This is a genomic window from Siphonobacter sp. BAB-5385, assembly GCF_002261125.1.
Taxonomy (GTDB): domain Bacteria; phylum Bacteroidota; class Bacteroidia; order Cytophagales; family Spirosomataceae; genus Siphonobacter.
On the sequence record NZ_NMPS01000171.1, the window covers coordinates 1 to 16,880 of the forward strand.

Consider the following 16,880-nt stretch of genomic DNA (forward strand, 5'->3'; position numbering starts at 1 on the left):
TCCAGCCTGGAAGGCTTACGGGCTACTAGCCAGTCAGTAAAGAGAACCAAATTCGGTCCAGGTGGATAACGAAGAGCAAAATTTTTGATAAGCAGTTCATAAGGTTGCTTATAGTCTACCAGTCAGCCGTGCTTACGGGGCGAAACCCGATTTAAATAAACAGAGCACCTCTAAAAAGCACACTTCATTTTTAGAACTTTATGAAAACGAGCAAAAAGACTATTGAAAACGAAGCCCGCCGCGATTTTTTGAAGCAATCGTCGGTGTTGTCGGCTTTGGTGCTATCCCCCGAAAAGGCGATCAAGGACCCGAATTGGGATGAAAAAATTGCGGCTCCTTTTGAAAAAGTACCACTGAAACTGGAAATCAATGGGGTCAAGCATACGCTGAACGTGGAACCGCGTACGACCTTACTCGACCTTTTACGCGAGCAACTGCACCTGACGGGTACCAAAAAAGGTTGCGATTACGGCCAGTGCGGAGCCTGTACCGTACATTCCGACGGCCAGCGAATTAATTCCTGCCTGACCCTGGCAGTCACCGAAGAAGGCAAGAAAATCACGACCATCGAAGGACTGGCCAAAGGCGATACCCTGCATCCCATGCAGGAGGCTTTCGTCAAACACGACGGTTTTCAATGCGGTTACTGCACGCCCGGTCAGATTATGTCGGCGGTGGCATGTATCCGCGAAGGACACGCGAATTCCGAAGACGAAATCCGGGAGTACATGAGTGGGAACATCTGCCGGTGCGGAGCCTATCCCAATATTGTCGATGCCATTATGGACGTGAAGAAAGGAGGACAAACGGTATGAAAGCCTTTCAATACGTCCGGGCCATTACGGCAAAGTCAGCCCTTGAAGCGTTGGTAAAAGACCCTTCCGCTCAGTTCATTGCGGGTGGCACCAATCTGGTCGATTTGATGAAACGGGGCGTAACGGCTCCGGATAAACTCATCGACATCAGTCGTTTACCGCTGAATAAAATTGAAAAAGTAGCCAATGGCGTTCGCATCGGAGCCATGGCCCTCAACAGTCAGGTAGCCGATGACAAGCTGATCCTGGAAAAGTGGCCGCTACTGGCTCAGGCCCTCAATGCCGGGGCTTCGGCCCAATTACGGAATAAGGCTACGGTGGGTGGCAATATGCTCCAGCGTACGCGTTGCGGCTATTTTTACGATACCGAAATGCCCTGTAATAAACGGCAGCCGGGAACGGGTTGCGGAGCCAAGGAAGGCTATAATCGCATGCATGCCATTTTCGGTACGAGCGAACACTGCATTGCCGTCCACCCCAGTGACATGTGCGTAGCGTTGGTAGCCCTCGACGCTGCGGTAGTCGTACAAGGTCCCAAAGGCGAACGAACCATTCCTTTCACCGAATTTCATCGCTTGCCCGGCGATCGTCCCGAAAAAGACAATACGCTGGAAAAAGATGAATTGATCGTAGCCGTAACGCTACCGGATTCGCCCTATACGCAACACGCTCATTATCTGAAAGTACGCGATCGGGCTTCGTACGCCTTTGCGTTGGTCTCCGTAGCGGCGGCGTTGGAGCTGGAGGGTAAAACCATTAAGTCGGCCCGACTGGCGATGGGTGGCGTGGCTCATAAACCCTGGCGTTTGCAGGAAGTGGAAAAGGCTTTGGTGGGCAAAACCGTATCCGAAGCTACATTTCAACAGGCTGCTCAGCAGGCGATGGCCGGAGCCGGGCGTTTGAGTACAATGCCTTCAAACTCAAGCTCGCTCCTAATACAATTGTAGAAGCTTTGAAAATGGCCGCTGGCCTAACCGCATAAGCTCATGAAAAATAAAGATGAACGAATTGGCGGACGCATGAGTCGCGTCGATGCTCAGCTGAAAGTGACGGGGGCCGCCAAATATTTCGCCGAATTTGAAGTAACCAATTTGGTCTACGGGGTACTGGTTCCGAGCACGATTACGAAAGGAACGATAAAGAGTCTGGATACGAAAAAGGCCGAAAGTGCTCCGGGTGTACTGGCGGTTCTTTCCCACCTGAACGCTCCGAAAACACCCGCGTACCAAACGGACGAACCGAGCAAAACCTCTTCCGGACGCGGTCCCGGAATGAAGGCTTTTTACGATAACAAAGTCTATTTCAACGGCCAACCCATCGCGATGGTCGTAGCAGATACCTTTGAACGGGCTACCTACGCAGCTTCACTGGTGACCGCTCAGTACGAAAAGTCTTCGCATCAAACCGACCTCAAAAGCAATCTGGATAAAGGGATTACACCCAAAAGCAAGTCCCTGCAGGATTATCAACGGGGCCAGAAAGACGCGTATCAAACGGCCCCGGTTAAGATTGAAGCCGAGTACATCCAACCTACGGAAGTACATAATCCAATGGAATTACACGGTATTCTGGCTCAGTGGGAAGGTCCGGACAAAATCACCGTATACGCGAAGACGCAGGGCGTAAAGATGACCCAGCAGGTCATTGCCGATACGTTCAAGATTCCGAAAGAAAAGGTATCCGTTCACTCGCAGTTTGTGGGGGGAGCATTCGGAATGTCGCTGCGGGTATGGCCGCACGAAATTGCCACGATACTGGCGGCTCAGAAAGTACAGCGTCCCGTCAAACTGGTGATCACGCGGGATCAGATGTTTACCATCGCGGGTTACCGACCGCATACGCATCAAAAAGTAGGCATTGGAGCCAATAAAGACGGAAAGTTTGTCGGCATTTCCCACTGGGCCAATGTTCAGAACAGTAACTACGAAGAGTTTACCGAAGCGACGGTGGGCATGACGCGGTTTCTGTACCGTTCGCCCAACGTCAACACGACCTATCGGGTTGTACCGCTTGACATTTGTACGCCGATCCCCATGCGTGGACCCGGCGAAGCGACGGGAGCTTTTGCTTTGGAATCAGCAATTGATGAATTGTCGTATGCCCTGAACATGGACCCGATTGACTTACGGATGAAGAACTATCCCGAAAAAGACCCCGAGCAGGATTTACCCTGGTCGAGTAACCACGTTCGGGAGGCCTATCAGTTGGGAGCCGATAAAATCGGCTGGTCGAACCGCCCGAAAGAACCCCGCAGCAAAAAAGAAAACGGCATGTGGGTAGGATACGGCATGGCAACGGGTACGTTCGGAGCCCACCGACGCGAGGCGACGGCCCGGGCTCAGCTCAAAGCGGATGGTACCTTGCTCATCCAAAGTGCAGCCAGTGATATTGGTCCGGGAACGGGTACGGCCATGGTGCAAATTGCCGCTGAAGTCATGGGTATGTCCGCCGACCGAATCAAGTTCGAATTAGGCGAAACGGCTTTTCCTTACGCTCCCATTCAGGGTGGTTCGGCGACGGTGGCCTCGGTAGGTTCGGCGGTACACGAAGCCTGTATGGCTTTGCGTCAGCAACTGGTGGAACTTTCGGGCAATGCTTTGAAAAAAGCCAAAGTTGATACGCTGGTTTACGAAGAAGGCCGCGTTCGCTCCCCTACCGATCGCTCGGCCAGTATTGCTTACACGGAAATTCTAAAGCGGAATAATCTGCCGATGCTGGAAGTAACCAAGGAGGCGAAACCGGGCGAAGAAGGGAAGAAATTTGCTATGTATTCCTTCTCCGTACATTTTGTGAAAGTTCATGTCCACCCCACGACAGGCGTAGTCCGGGTCAAACACGCCGTAGCCGTGGCAGATGCGGGTACGATTGTGAATCACAAAACGGCCAGCAGCCAGATGATGGGTGGAGCCGTGGGTGGTATCGGCATGGCTTTACAGGAAGAAGCCGTGATTGACCATCGCTACGGACGATATATCAACAACGATCTGGCTAATTATCACGTACCCGTCAATGCCGACATACCCGATATTGATGTCTTGTTTGTCGATAAAAAAGACCCCTACATTAATCCCATGGGAGCCAAAGGACTGGGCGAAATCGCCATTATTGGGATGGCTCCAGCCATTGCCAATGCGGTGTACAACGCCACTGGAAAACGGATTCGGGAATTACCGATTACGCCGGATAAGTTGATTTAGGCTTAATTAGTGGTTGTTATAGTTGTTGGTTGTTAGTACCTCATTGGCTATGAAGTTATAGCCAAGTCACTAGGTAATAAACAATGAGATTAGGGAGCGAACCTATTATTTGTAGCGTCAACGATTAGGATATACTTGCCTTTAATAAAGACGTCCCTGACTGTACAAGTCAGGGACGTTCTATTTTTGTGGGTTGAAATCCTCGGTTTTATCGCATAGCCATGTCGCCGCTCCGGATTTTCTCGCCTACTCTCTTAACATCCTTCATCACCCGGAAAAAGTTATCACCCCAGATTTTTTTCAGGTCCTTTTCGCTGTAGCCACGACGAACCATTTCAATCGTCAGGTTTTCGTATTCAGAAATGTCGAAACAATCAGCCAGGTAACCACCGCCGTCATAATCACCGCCGATGCCCACATGATCCACGCCCATGATTTTCACAAAATGGTCGAGGTGATTGATTGCATCTTTCACTGTAGCCAACGGTACAGGGTATTTCTTGTTCAATTCCCGCATTTCCGTCCGCATGGCTTTCATTTGTTCGTCCGACATGGCCCCACCCGTCGTATACTTCTTACGGATTTCAGCCGTTGCTGCCTCGCGTTCGGGATTTTTGGGAGCTTCTTTAATATAGCTACTTAGTAAATTCAACTGCACTACGCCGCCTTTTTTGGCAACGGCCCGTAGTAAGTCATCGTTTAAGTTTCGGGGATGGTTCAGTACCGACCAGGCATCGGAATGCGTGGCGACGATGGGAGCTTTTGACAGTTTGATTAAATCCCACACCGTACTGTCGGATACGTGCGAAATGTCGATAATCATCCCAAGACGATTCATTTCCGTCACTACTTTTTCGCCGAAGGGACTCAGGCCGTTGAATTCCGGTCCTTTGGGATCGGTCGATGAGTCGCAGATATCGTTATTTGCCGAGTGAGAAAGCGTCATGTAGCGTACGCCGCGATCATAAAACTTTTGAAGCAGCGACAGATCGTTCCCGATCTGATAGCCATTTTCCATGCCAATAAAAATCGACCGTTTGCCCGCTTTTTCCTGAGCCATCGCCTCTTCCTGGGTCGTTACAATTTTGCCCATTTCCGGATGTCGGTTGATCTGAGCGTACATCGAGTCCAGAATCGTCATCGCCATTTTTTGTACTTTGGCATTGGCCTCGGGGGTACGGGGGCCCTGTCCCTGGTACACGGCGAAGAAAATGCCATCCACGCCGCCTTTTTTCATGCGGGGAAAGTCAATCTTCGAATCAAAACCCGTAACCGCTCCGGGTGTGGGCGTATTATCCTTCGAAATGTCAAAGCCTTTTCCGACCATCCGCATCGGCGTATCGGCGTGGGTATCCAGCGTAAACACCTTGGCGTGAATTTTCTTGGCTTTTTCAATCAGCTTGGCATCCTGCTGTGCCGATACCAGTTGGCTTAAACCAATCAGGGGTAAAGCAAGGAAAATTTTTTTCATATCCGTCGATAAAAAGGTTTACTAAAATTGGGAAGTATAGTCCACTAAAGGTATAAACATTTCGTTAAATACACATATCACGATATAAACGATAGCGATCACAAGAAAAACAATAGCGATAAGTTTGCGAAGAGTCGCGATCATTCTTTTTTAAACATTCCCCCTGTTTTCTGCTTACGTATTCAAAAACAGTAGGAATTCATGAACCAAACGGCAGCCGTTATCGGAGCGGGCATCGGCGGTATTGCCACCGCTATACGTTTAGCCGTGAAGGGCTATCCCGTTACCGTATTTGAGGCAAATACGTATCCCGGCGGCAAGTTGTCGGCTTTTGAAGAAAAAGGGTATCGCTTCGATGCGGGGCCTTCGCTGTTCACCATGCCTCAACTAGTCGAGGAACTTTTTATACTGGCAGGCGAAGATCCCAGGGAGCATTTTACCTACGAACGCCTGCCCGACATCTGTCATTACTTCTGGGATGATGGTACGTGGCTGACGGCTTCGGCGAATCCGGACCAGTTTGCTCAGGAAGTGGAACAAACCCTCGGCGAACCAGCGGCTCACGTTCGTAACTTCCTTCAACACAGTGCCTTTCAATACGACATTACCGAACAGCTTTTCCTGAAAGATTCCCTGCATAAAGCGTCCACTTGGCTCAGTCGGAAAGCCCTGCGAGGCTACCTGAATTTTCCACGACTGGGGGTTTTAGGTACCATGAATCAGGCGAACGAACAACGTTTCCAGCAGACGAAAGTCGTACAACTCTTCAACCGTTACGCAACGTATAACGGCTCCGATCCGTATCAGACGCCCGCGTTGCTCAACATGATTCCGCATCTGGAGTACAACATCGGAGCGTATTTTCCGAAAAAAGGGATGGTCAGTATCACCGAAAGTCTGATCGCTCTGGCCGAACGAAAAGGGGTTCAGTTTCGGTACCAGTCCAAAGTGGAACGCATTCAGGTACGCGATGGCAAAGCCGTCGGTGTGGTGGTGCAGGGTCAGGAAATTCCCTGTAGTATAGTTGTCTCAAACATGGACATTACGCCCACGTACCGAAAATTGCTTCCTACGGAGAAAGCTCCGGAACGTACGTTGCAACAACCCCGTTCGGGCTCAGGGCTGATCTTTTATTGGGGCGTACGGCGGGAATTTGCGGAACTGGGCGTACATAATATTTTCTTTTCGAACGATTACAAGGCCGAATTCGAGCACCAGTTTCAGTATAAAACTATTTACTACGACCCCACGGTATACCTGCACATCAGCTCGAAAATCAAGAAGGATGACGCCCCCGCAGGCGGTGAAAACTGGTTTGTACTTATCAACGCTCCCGCCAACGAGGGGCAGGACTGGGACACCATCATTGCCCAGACCCGACAGGAAGTACTGGCTAAAATAAGTCGCAGTTTGGGGGTAGACGTAGAACCACTGATTGAGAGTGAATCGGTACTGGATCCCCGAAGTATTGAACTTCGTACCTCTTCCTATCAGGGAGCCCTCTACGGAACGTCGTCTAATAATCGGTTTGCGGCCTTTTTGCGGCACCCCAATTTTTCGTCCCGTATCAAAAATTTGTATTTCGTAGGCGGTAGCGTACATCCGGGCGGCGGAATTCCGTTGTGTTTATTTTCAGCCCGTATTGTCGCCGGAATGGTTCCCGAAACCGGTCGCTAGAAAGTACCGGGGCTTATTCAACAATTATTGAACAAAATCATTTGTATAACGTTACAGAACCAAAAGCTTTTCTCAGCGAGAAATTCCCGTTAACAAAAGGCTTTTACTTCTTAACCAATGCTTTGACTGCACTGAATCATCAAACCACCAACCCATGCAACCGTATCCTTAGCCCGTCGTTTAAAGCTGCTAAAGCTTGCTTTAGAGCTCGCGACAAATGTGTGTTTTTTCAAGCTATACCTTTTTGGCGGAAATTTTAAGGAAATTTGAGATTATTTTCCTTCTCAGTCTTTTGCATCCCCTACCTTTGCCCAATTATTCGAGCAGTTTTCAGATATGGACCAATATTCATATATCGCCAATGCGGACGTGGATTACATTTCCGACTTGTACGATAAATACCAACAGGACCCTTCCAGTGTCGATACGAGCTGGCAAAACTTCTTTAAAGGCTACGATTTTTCCGTCATTTACGGTGAAAAAGGAGCCACCAATGGCGTTGCTTCCAACGGAACTTCTAACGGTCAGGCTAAACCAGCCGATGCGGGCCTTATTGCGAAAGAAGGCTCGGTACTGAGTTTGATCAAAGCGTACCGTTCACGCGGTCACTTGCTGGCGAAAACGAATCCGCTGGGTTACGATCGTAACGTAGAGGCCCGCCTGACGCTGGAAGATTACAAACTTTCCGAGAAAGATCTGGATACGGTTTTCGAAGCCGGTCACTTCTTGCTGGGTCGTTCGGCTACCTTACGCGAAATCATGGCTGCTCTGGAGAAAATCTACGCGGGCAACATTGGTTTCGAGTACATGTACGTGCGGAACATGGAAGAAAAAGAGTGGCTGCGGAATCAGATTGAGAAAGCCGCTCTGGTATTCGATCCGACGAAAGAAGAAAAAGAACGCATTCTGAAGAAACTCAACGAAGCCGTTACGTTCGAGCAATTCCTGCACACCAAATTCCTGGGTCAGAAACGCTTCTCGCTCGAAGGTGGTGAAGCAACGATTTCTTCCCTGGATACGATCATCAATACCTCTGCCGACATGGGCGTGAAAGAAGTGATGATCGGGATGGCTCACCGGGGCCGTCTGAACGTGCTGGTAAACATCATGCATAAATCCTACGATGAAATCATCAGTGGTTTCGTAGGACAGGTACCTGAACTGGAAGATAACCTCCCCAACGACATCAACTTTGGTGGAGACGTAAAATATCACCTGGGTTATTCAAGCACCCACGTAACGCCCAAAGGAACGGAAGTAAGCCTGAAACTGGCTCCGAACCCTTCGCACCTGGAAACGGTAAACCCCGTGGTGGAAGGTTTCGTACGCAGCCGGGCCGACGGAATTTTCGAAGGCGATTACGACAAGGTTATGCCCATCCTGATTCACGGCGATGCCGCCGTAGCGGGTCAGGGTATTGTGTATGAAGTGACGCAAATGGCGAAACTTCCCGCCTACAAAACGGGGGGTACCATTCACTTCGTCATTAACAACCAGATTGGTTTTACGACGGATGCGGCGGAAGGTCGTTCGGCGATTTACTGTACGGACATTGCCAAAATCATCGACGCTCCCGTATTCCACGTGAACGGGGACGATCCGGAAGCCGTGATGTTCGTATCGAAAATGGCCGTTGAATACCGTCAGGAATTCAATCAGGACGTATTCATCAATATGCTTTGCTACCGTCGCTGGGGACACAATGAATCGGATGAACCGGCGTTCACCCAACCGACGATGTACTCGCAGATCAAACTGCACAAGAACGTACTCGAACTCTATAACGAGCAACTGGTTAGCCGTGGTAAAGTAGATGCCAAGCTGGCCAAGGGCATGGAAGCCGAATTCAAGCAATTCCTACAGGATCGTCTGGATGGCGTAAAGCAGGCCGAAGCTCCCGTGTTCCATCCGCTCAAACTCGACGAAGACTGGAAAGCCCTGCGGTATGGTTCGGCGGAAGATTTTGAACAGTCACCCGATACGAGCGTTTCCCGCGAGAATCTGGATAAAATTTTCAAAGCCCTGACGACGCTGCCTGAAGGTTTTAAACCGCTCAAGCAGATCGACAAACTGATTTCCGACCGGAAGAAATTACTGGAAGAAAACGGTCAGGTGAACTGGGCCACGGCTGAGCTGATGGCCTACGGTTCGTTGCTGATGGAAGGCAAAACGGTACGGATGACGGGTCAGGACGTACAACGGGGCACCTTTAGCCACCGTCATGCGGTTCTGCACGACGCCGAGAATAACAAGACCTATACGCAGATTGACCACATCGAAGAAGGTCAGGAGCAGATGCAAATCTTCAACTCCCTCCTTTCGGAATACGGTGTGCTCGGCTTTGAGTTTGGTTACTCCATGGCCAACGCTCACGCTTTGGTAATCTGGGAAGCTCAGTTTGGTGATTTCGCCAACGGTGCTCAAATCATTATTGACCAGTTTGTCAGCTCCTGCGAATCGAAATGGGGTCTGCAAAACGGTCTGGTGATGTTACTGCCCCACGGCTACGAAGGTCAGGGTCCGGAGCACTCGAATGCCCGCCCCGAACGCTTCCTGCAGTTGTGCGGGGATTACAACATGGTGGTAGCCAACGTGACGACACCCGCCAACATTTTCCACCTCATGCGGCGTCAGCTGACCTGGGATTTCCGGAAACCGCTGGTGATCATGTCCCCCAAATCCATGCTGCGTCATCCGCTTAACGTATCCCCGCTTGAAGATCTGACGAAAGGTGGCTTCCGGGAAGTGATTGGCGATTCGTACGTGAATCCGAAAGAGGTCAAGAAAGTCCTGTTGTGTACGGGTAAAGTATATTACGACTTACTCGACAAACAGCAGAAAGATCAGCGGAAAGACGTAGCGATTGTTCGGGTTGAACAACTGCATCCGCTACCACTGAAACAGATTCAACAGGAACTGGGCAAATACGCCAAAGCGAAAGTGTACTGGGTACAGGAAGAACCCAAAAACATGGGCTACTGGTCGTTTATCTTACGTGAATTTGGTTGTGGCGTTGGTATGGAAGTAATTTCGCGTAAAACGTCCGCTTCACCGGCCACCGGGTTCCTCAAAACACACAGTGAAGAACAGGCAGCCCTCATTCAGGAAGCCTTTGCTTAACCAATAAAAAGCCGAATTCAGGTGGCGTTTAGCCTGAATTCGGCCATTTGATTATAAAACCGAACGAATCCTCCCTCCTGGGAAGTACCCAATCATGGCAATCATCGAAATGAAAGTCCCCGTCGTGGGGGAATCCGTCACCGAGGTTACCATCGCCACCTGGAATAAAAAAGATGGCGATACGGTAAAGATGGATGAGGTATTATGCGAGTTAGAGTCTGACAAGGCTACTTTCGAGCTACCCGCTGAAGCGGCGGGTGTGCTGCGTATCCTGGCGAAAGAAGGTGATACGCTCGCCATCGGAGCACCCATCTGCTCGATCTCAACGGACGGTGCAGCTCCCGAAGCTCCTCAAGAAGAAGCTCCGGCGGCGGCCTCCAGCAACGGTCAGGCTCCCGAAGCCGCTCCGGCTCCTGCCCCTGAAGCAAAGGCGGAAGAGACCAAAACCATTGAAGTGAAAATTCCGGTAATGGGCGAATCGGTTACCGAGCTACCATTGCCAACTGGAATAAAAAAGAAGGCGATTTCGTGAAAATGGACGAAATCCTCTGCGAACTGGAATCCGATAAAGCTACGTTCGAACTGCCCGCGGAAGCGGCAGGTACGCTGCATATTATCGCCGAACCCGGCTCTACGCTTGAAATCGGTGCAGTGGTAGCTACCATTACGGTAGGTGCAGGTGCTCCGGCGGCGGCTCCGGCAGCAGCCCCGGCTTCAGGAGGCTCTTCGGCCCCGGTAGCGGATAAAGCCAGTGGCGTAACGCCCGTAGCGGCGGCTATTCTGGCGGATAAAGGCATCAACCCGAAAGACATTCAGGGTTCCGGCGAAGGTGGAAAAATCACCAAAGCGGATGCTTTGAAAGCCACTTCGGCCCCGGCTCCTGCGGCGAAAGCCGAAGCTCCCAAGGCCGCTCCGGCTCCCCAGCCTGCGGCGGCCCCTGCAGCTGCGGGTGGACGGGCGGAACGTCGTCAACGCATGACTTCGCTGCGGAAAACCATCGCTCGCCGACTGGTAGCCGTGAAGAACGAAACAGCCATGCTGACTACGTTCAACGAAGTGGACATGCAGCCGATCATGGAACTGCGGTCGAAGTTCAAGGACAAATTCAAAGAAAAACACGGCGTTGGTTTGGGCTTCATGTCCTTCTTTGCGAAAGCCGTTTGCGTAGCCCTGAAAGAATTCCAGGCTGTAAACGCTTCCATCGATGGCGATGAAATCGTTTACCATGACTACGTGGATATTTCCGTAGCCGTATCAACCGAGCGTGGTCTGGTGGTTCCGATTCTGCGTAATGCGGATCAGCTGAGCTTCGCCGGTATCGAGAAAGGCATTATTGAGCTGGCGGTAAAAGCCCGTGACAATAAGCTGACGATCGAAGATATGTCAGGCGGTACGTTTACGATCACTAATGGTGGTGTATTCGGTTCCATGATGTCTACGCCGATCATCAACGCTCCGCAGGTAGCGATTCTCGGGATGCACAACATCATCGAGCGTCCGGTAGTGGTGAACAAAGAAATCGTAATTCGTCCGATGATGTACATCGCCCTGAGCTACGATCACCGCATCATCGACGGTAAAGAATCCGTAAGCTTCCTGGTACGCGTGAAACAACTGCTGGAAGATCCCGCTCGTCTGTTACTCGACGTTTAGGACGCTATCCTACTTAGTACTCAATCCCCGCTTTCGGCTTACCTGAGGCGGGGATTTCAGTTTTAGTTGTCAGTTGACTGTTTACTGTTTTCAGTTCATGCTAATACAGTAACGGAGAGGTTAACTCTGTAAATCATACATAAAACGGCTAATACTATTTTCAATTGATTGGAATACAGCGACGGAAATGCCATCCTGAAAACTGTAAACCGCAAACTGTAAACTTCCCATGCTTACCCGTTTTGGCCTGCTGGCCTTTTGTCTGGCTTTTTTGCTGGGCTGTGCTCCAAAAACGTACCTTCGCGTACCCAAACAGGGGCTTTCCGAGTACCTGAAACCCGAAGCCGGTAAACCAACGCTCATCAGTGCTCACCGGGGCGGTGGCGACTACCCGGGTTATCCCGAAAACTGCCTTGAATCGTTTGCGTATCTGGCGAAACAGGCAGCCATGATTATCGAATGTGACATTGGATTAACACAGGACAGCGTACTCGTAATGCTACACGACGACGTACTGGACCGTACGACGACCGGAAAAGGCAAACTCAACGCAGTTTCGTACGCCTATACCCAAAGTCTACATCTGAAAGATAACGCCGGTACTACGACCAAATTCCGGATGCCTACGCTGGAGCAGGTATTGAACTGGGGGAAAGGCAAAGTGATTTATACGCTGGACGTGAAACGCACGGTACCTTTTGAAAAAGTGGTAGACCTGATTCACCGCACCCATACGGAAGACAACTGCGTCGTCATTACGTATAATGCCCAGGATGCCGCAAAAGTCTACAGATTAGATCCCAGTCTGATGATTTCCGTAACCATCCGGAACGAAGCCGAATACAATCGTCACCACGATCTGGGGATTCCTGACAATCGGATGGTAGCCTTCGTGGGAACCCGAGAGCCGTCTGCCGAGCATTACGCTTTTCTGCACAAAAAAGGTATTTCCTGCATTTTAGGAACGCTGGGTAACCTCGATAAAATGGCCCAGGCCAAAGGCGATCAGGTATACGTCAATTTTGCCAAAAACGGAGCGGATATTATGTCCACCGACCGTCCCCTGGAAATGGCGAAGGCTTTACAAAAGAAATAGTAGACTGAAAATCAGCTTCTCAAAATAGCCCGCCGCGTGCGGGCTATTTTATTTAGGGCTATTTCATTGGTATGGCTTTTTCAGGATAGCTGCCCTAAAAAACCAACCTATGGAAAAGGAACTGCTGGAAGAAAAAACCCAAACGCACGGATCGGAATACGATGTAGCCGATGACGTAGCGGGTATTAAGGTAGTGTTTGTCAACGTGTACATGATTGGCAAACCGGGGGAAGGCAACCCCTGGGTACTGGTCGATGCCGCGATTCCAAACTCAGCCAGTCGTCTCATCAAAGAGGCGGAAACGCGTTTTGGTAAAGACAATCCGCCGCAGGCTATTGTGCTTACCCACGGTCACTTCGATCATACCGGAGCACTGGAAGACTTGTTAAAAACTTGGGGAAATATCCCGGTGTATGCTCATCCGCTGGAAATGCCATTCCTGACGGGAAAATCACATTACCCACCACCAGATCCAACGGCGGGTAATGGTGCGATGGCAGCCCTCTCGTTTTTATTTCCAACGCGTCCGCTCGACATTTCAGGTCGGGTGCAGCCTATCCCGCACGATGGTTTTATCGAGGAACTGCCTGACTGGCGGTTCATCCATACGCCCGGTCACGCTCCCGGACACGTATCGTTATTCCGGGATAAAGATAAAGTTCTGATTGCCGGAGATGCTTTTGTAACCACCAATCAGAATTCAGTATTCTCCGTAGCTACCCAGAAGCTGGAACTACACGGACCACCGAGCTACTTTACCTGCGATTGGCGGGCAGCGAAGAAGTCCGTCCGCCGACTAGCTCAGCTTAAACCCAGTGCCGTAGGTACGGGTCACGGCAAAGCCCTGCGGGGTAAAGAGTGGCGGTCGCAGTTACAGGAGCTTTCCGACGAATTTGATACCCGAGCTCTACCTGGCTCCAGTCGCTATATCAATCACCCGGCTCATACGGATGAAAATGGTATTGTGTCTATGCCAACACCGATCTCGTACTGGGTAGCCAAAGGTCTGGCCATCGGGGCGGTAGCGGGCCTAAGCTTATTGGCCTGGAATCGCTTACGAAAATAGCTTGATCTAACATCAAAAAGCCCGACGAAGAACATTCGTCGGGCTTTTTGATTTCCGGAGAAAACGAATCTCGAACTTCGTTTCCAGACTTTATTCCATCAATCGCTTGATCTCATTTAGCTTCAACAGGGCTTCAATCGGCGTCAGCGTGTTGACGTCGATCCGCGACAGCAGCTCTTCCACTTTTTCAAAACGCGGATCTTTTTCTGCCCCGAATAAACTCATCTGAAAGGCTGGCGTGGCTTTGGGTACTTCCCGCATGCGTTCGGTATGGTTTTCCTTGATGTGATCCTGTTCAAGGTGAGCCAGAATTTCGTTCGCCCGATTAACTACGGCTCCCGGCATACCTGCCATCTGGGCTACGTGGATACCAAAACTATGCTCTGACCCACCGGGTTTCAGCTTCCGCAGGAAAATCACCTTGTTCCCCGATTCCTTCACGGAAACGTTGAAGTTTTTGATTCGGGGGAAATCCTCCGCCAATTGGTTGAGTTCGTGGTAGTGCGTAGCGAAAAGCGTTTTCGGGCGTGCATTCGGCAGGCTATGCAGATACTCGGTAATTCCCCAGGCAATACTTACGCCGTCGTAGGTACTTGTACCCCGTCCAATCTCATCCATCAGGACCAGACTACGGTCGCTGAGGTTATTGAGAATACTCGCCGTTTCGGTCATTTCCACCATGAATGTGCTCTCCCCGCGGCTCAAATTATCGGAAGCCCCTACCCGCGTGAAGACCTTATCGACCAATCCAATATCGGCGGCAGTGGCCGGAACGAAACTACCGATTTGAGCCATCAGCACGATCAGGGCCGTTTGTCGTAGTAAAGCCGATTTCCCCGCCATGTTGGGACCCGTAATCATGATGATTTGCTGCTCTTCGTCGTCCAGCGTTAAATCGTTCGGTACGTAGCTTTCGCCCATGGGTAACTGCTGTTCGATCACCGGGTGTCGACCCGCTGTAATCCGAATCGCTTTGCCCTCGTTTACTTCCGGTTTGGCGTACTTATTCTTTTGAGCAATTTTCGCGAAACTTAGTAAAGCATCCAGCACCGCCAGTACTCGGGCATTTTGCTGAATGGGACTTACGTACTCACTGGCTGTTTGGATCAGTTCGTTGAAGATGCGTTGTTCAATGACGAAGATTTTATCCTCGGCATTCAAAATCTGATCCTCGTATTCTTTCAGTTCAGGCGTAATATAGCGTTCCGCATTGACGAGCGTTTGCTTACGAATCCACTCGGCAGGTACGCGATTCTTGTGAGCATTCGTCACTTCCAGATAATACCCAAACACTTTATTATACGCGATTTTCAGCGAGGTGATGCCCGTATTCGTGATCTCCCGGTTCTGAATATTCACCAGAAAATCCTTTCCTGCATAGGCAATCTGATGCAACTGATCCAACTCGTTATCCACGCCCGATTTGATCATGTTACCCAGGTTGGTCACCAGCGGCGGATCTTCGCGTAATTCCGTTTCAATCTTTTCGAGCAACGATTCGCAGGTATTTAGTTGTTCGGCGTACTTCCGCAGTAAGGGCTGGGTGGCACTGTGCTGGAGCAGAAAATTCCGAATCGGTCCGACGTGCGACAAAGCCCGTTTAAGAGCCAGCATTTCCCGGGGATTGATCCGGCGAACGGCTACTTTGGAAATCAAACGCTCCAGATCGCCGATTTGCCGAAGGTGCGTATCCAGCGTTTCAGCCAGTTCGGTATCCTGCAACAGTAGATCGACCGTATTGAGTCGCTCATGAATGGGTTTTAGTTCCTTCAGCGGTAGTACCAGCCACTTCCGCAGCATGCGGGCTCCCATTGGCGTCAGCGTCTGATCGAGAATCTGAATAAGCGGTACACCGTTCTCCTGCTGAGCCGTTACCAGTTCCAGGTTGCGAATCGTGAAACGATCCAGCCAGACGTACTTATCTTCTTCCAGACGTGTCAATCGGGTAATATGCCCGACATCGCGGTGCTCAGTTTCGGCTAGGTAGTGCAAAATAACCCCCGCTGCAACGATCCCCTCGGTGAGGTTTTCCACCCCAAAGCCTTTGAGCGTCGTAGTATTAAAATGAGCCGTCAGTAAGGGATACGCAAAATCGTGCGTAAAAGCCCAGTCTTCCAGTTGATACGTATTGAATTGCTCTCCGAAAAAGCCCTGAAACTCCGAGCGATTTTTCTTACAAAAGAGTATTTCCGCCGGACTAAAACTTTGCAGTAATTTTTCGACATAAGCCGCATTGCCCTGCGTAGTCAGAAATTCACCCGTCGAAACGTCCAGAAAGGAAATGCCGATTACGTCTTTTTGAAAATGCACGGCTGCCAGGTAATTGTTCCGCCGAACGTCGAGTACGTTGTCGTTAAAAGAAACACCCGGTGTCACCAGCTCCGTAACGCCCCGCCGTACGATGCCTTTGGCCGTAGCCGGATCTTCAAGCTGGTCGCAGATGGCGACGCGTTCGCCCGCCCGTACCAGCTTGGGCAGGTAATTATCCAGTGAGTGATGGGGAAAACCGGCCAGGGGCGTTTCGCCCGAGGTACCGTTGTTTCGTTTGGTGAGCGTAATTCCCAGAATCTTACTGGCCCTTACGGCATCTTCCCCAAACGTTTCGTAAAAATCGCCCACCCGGAACAAGAGAATAGCTCCCGGGTATTGCGTTTTGATTTGATTATACTGCCGATTCAGAGGGGTTTCCTTCTCCTGCTTCCCTGCACCTTCCTTGGATGGACGAGCCATAGTCACTTCAGTCGTTGGGTCAGTGAAAAGCTCCGTAAACGAGCCTTTTTCCTGA

The 16,880-nt window shown here is 50.6% G+C and carries 8 protein-coding genes and 2 pseudogenes; 8 read left to right on the top strand and 2 right to left on the bottom strand.

Features of this window, described 5'->3' with window-relative positions; genetic code table 11:
• The first annotated feature begins 200 nt into the window (after positions 1-200).
• From BWI93_RS16540 to BWI93_RS16550, 3 genes and pseudogenes are all read left to right on the top strand, one after another.
• Positions 201-815, top strand: a complete 615-nt coding sequence (locus tag BWI93_RS16540) for a (2Fe-2S)-binding protein (RefSeq protein ID WP_094813249.1) — start codon at positions 201-203, stop codon at positions 813-815.
• Positions 812-1,797: pseudogene (locus tag BWI93_RS16545) on the top strand (xanthine dehydrogenase family protein subunit M). The gene BWI93_RS16540 and the pseudogene BWI93_RS16545 overlap by 4 nt, the downstream one beginning before the upstream one ends.
• 4 nt (positions 1,798-1,801) lie before the next feature.
• On the top strand, positions 1,802-4,012 hold the full coding sequence (locus tag BWI93_RS16550) for a xanthine dehydrogenase family protein molybdopterin-binding subunit (protein WP_094813251.1): 2,211 nt from the start codon (positions 1,802-1,804) through the stop codon (positions 4,010-4,012).
• Positions 4,013-4,220: 208 nt separating this feature from the next.
• Here BWI93_RS16550 and BWI93_RS16555 read toward each other — a convergent pair whose 3' ends face one another.
• On the bottom strand, positions 4,221-5,483 hold the full coding sequence (locus BWI93_RS16555) for a dipeptidase (RefSeq protein ID WP_094813253.1): 1,263 nt from the start codon (positions 5,481-5,483) through the stop codon (positions 4,221-4,223).
• 201 nt (positions 5,484-5,684) lie between these two features.
• Here BWI93_RS16555 and crtD point away from each other — a divergent pair, with 201 nt between their 5' ends.
• The 5 genes and pseudogenes from crtD to BWI93_RS16580 all read left to right on the top strand — a co-directional run bounded on the left by crtD (position 5,685) and on the right by BWI93_RS16580 (position 14,095).
• On the top strand, positions 5,685-7,160 hold the full coding sequence (gene crtD / locus BWI93_RS16560; protein WP_094813255.1) for a 1-hydroxycarotenoid 3,4-desaturase CrtD: 1,476 nt from the start codon (positions 5,685-5,687) through the stop codon (positions 7,158-7,160).
• A 336-nt stretch (positions 7,161-7,496) separates the two neighbouring features.
• Complete coding sequence (locus BWI93_RS16565; RefSeq protein WP_094813257.1) at positions 7,497-10,280, top strand: 2-oxoglutarate dehydrogenase E1 component; 2,784 nt, start codon at positions 7,497-7,499, stop codon at positions 10,278-10,280.
• A 94-nt stretch (positions 10,281-10,374) separates the two neighbouring features.
• Positions 10,375-11,933, top strand: a pseudogene (gene odhB / locus BWI93_RS16570) (2-oxoglutarate dehydrogenase complex dihydrolipoyllysine-residue succinyltransferase).
• 229 nt (positions 11,934-12,162) lie between these two features.
• Positions 12,163-13,029: a glycerophosphodiester phosphodiesterase family protein gene (locus BWI93_RS16575; RefSeq protein ID WP_094813259.1), complete on the top strand. Its 867-nt coding sequence runs from the start codon at positions 12,163-12,165 to the stop codon at positions 13,027-13,029.
• A gap of 109 nt (positions 13,030-13,138) precedes the next feature.
• Complete coding sequence (locus BWI93_RS16580) at positions 13,139-14,095, top strand: MBL fold metallo-hydrolase (protein WP_094813261.1); 957 nt, start codon at positions 13,139-13,141, stop codon at positions 14,093-14,095.
• 90 nt (positions 14,096-14,185) lie between these two features.
• Here BWI93_RS16580 and mutS read toward each other — a convergent pair whose 3' ends face one another.
• Entirely contained in the window at positions 14,186-16,825 is a 2,640-nt protein-coding gene (gene mutS / locus BWI93_RS16585) for a DNA mismatch repair protein MutS (RefSeq protein WP_094813263.1), read from the bottom strand.
• Positions 16,826-16,880 lie beyond the last annotated feature (55 nt).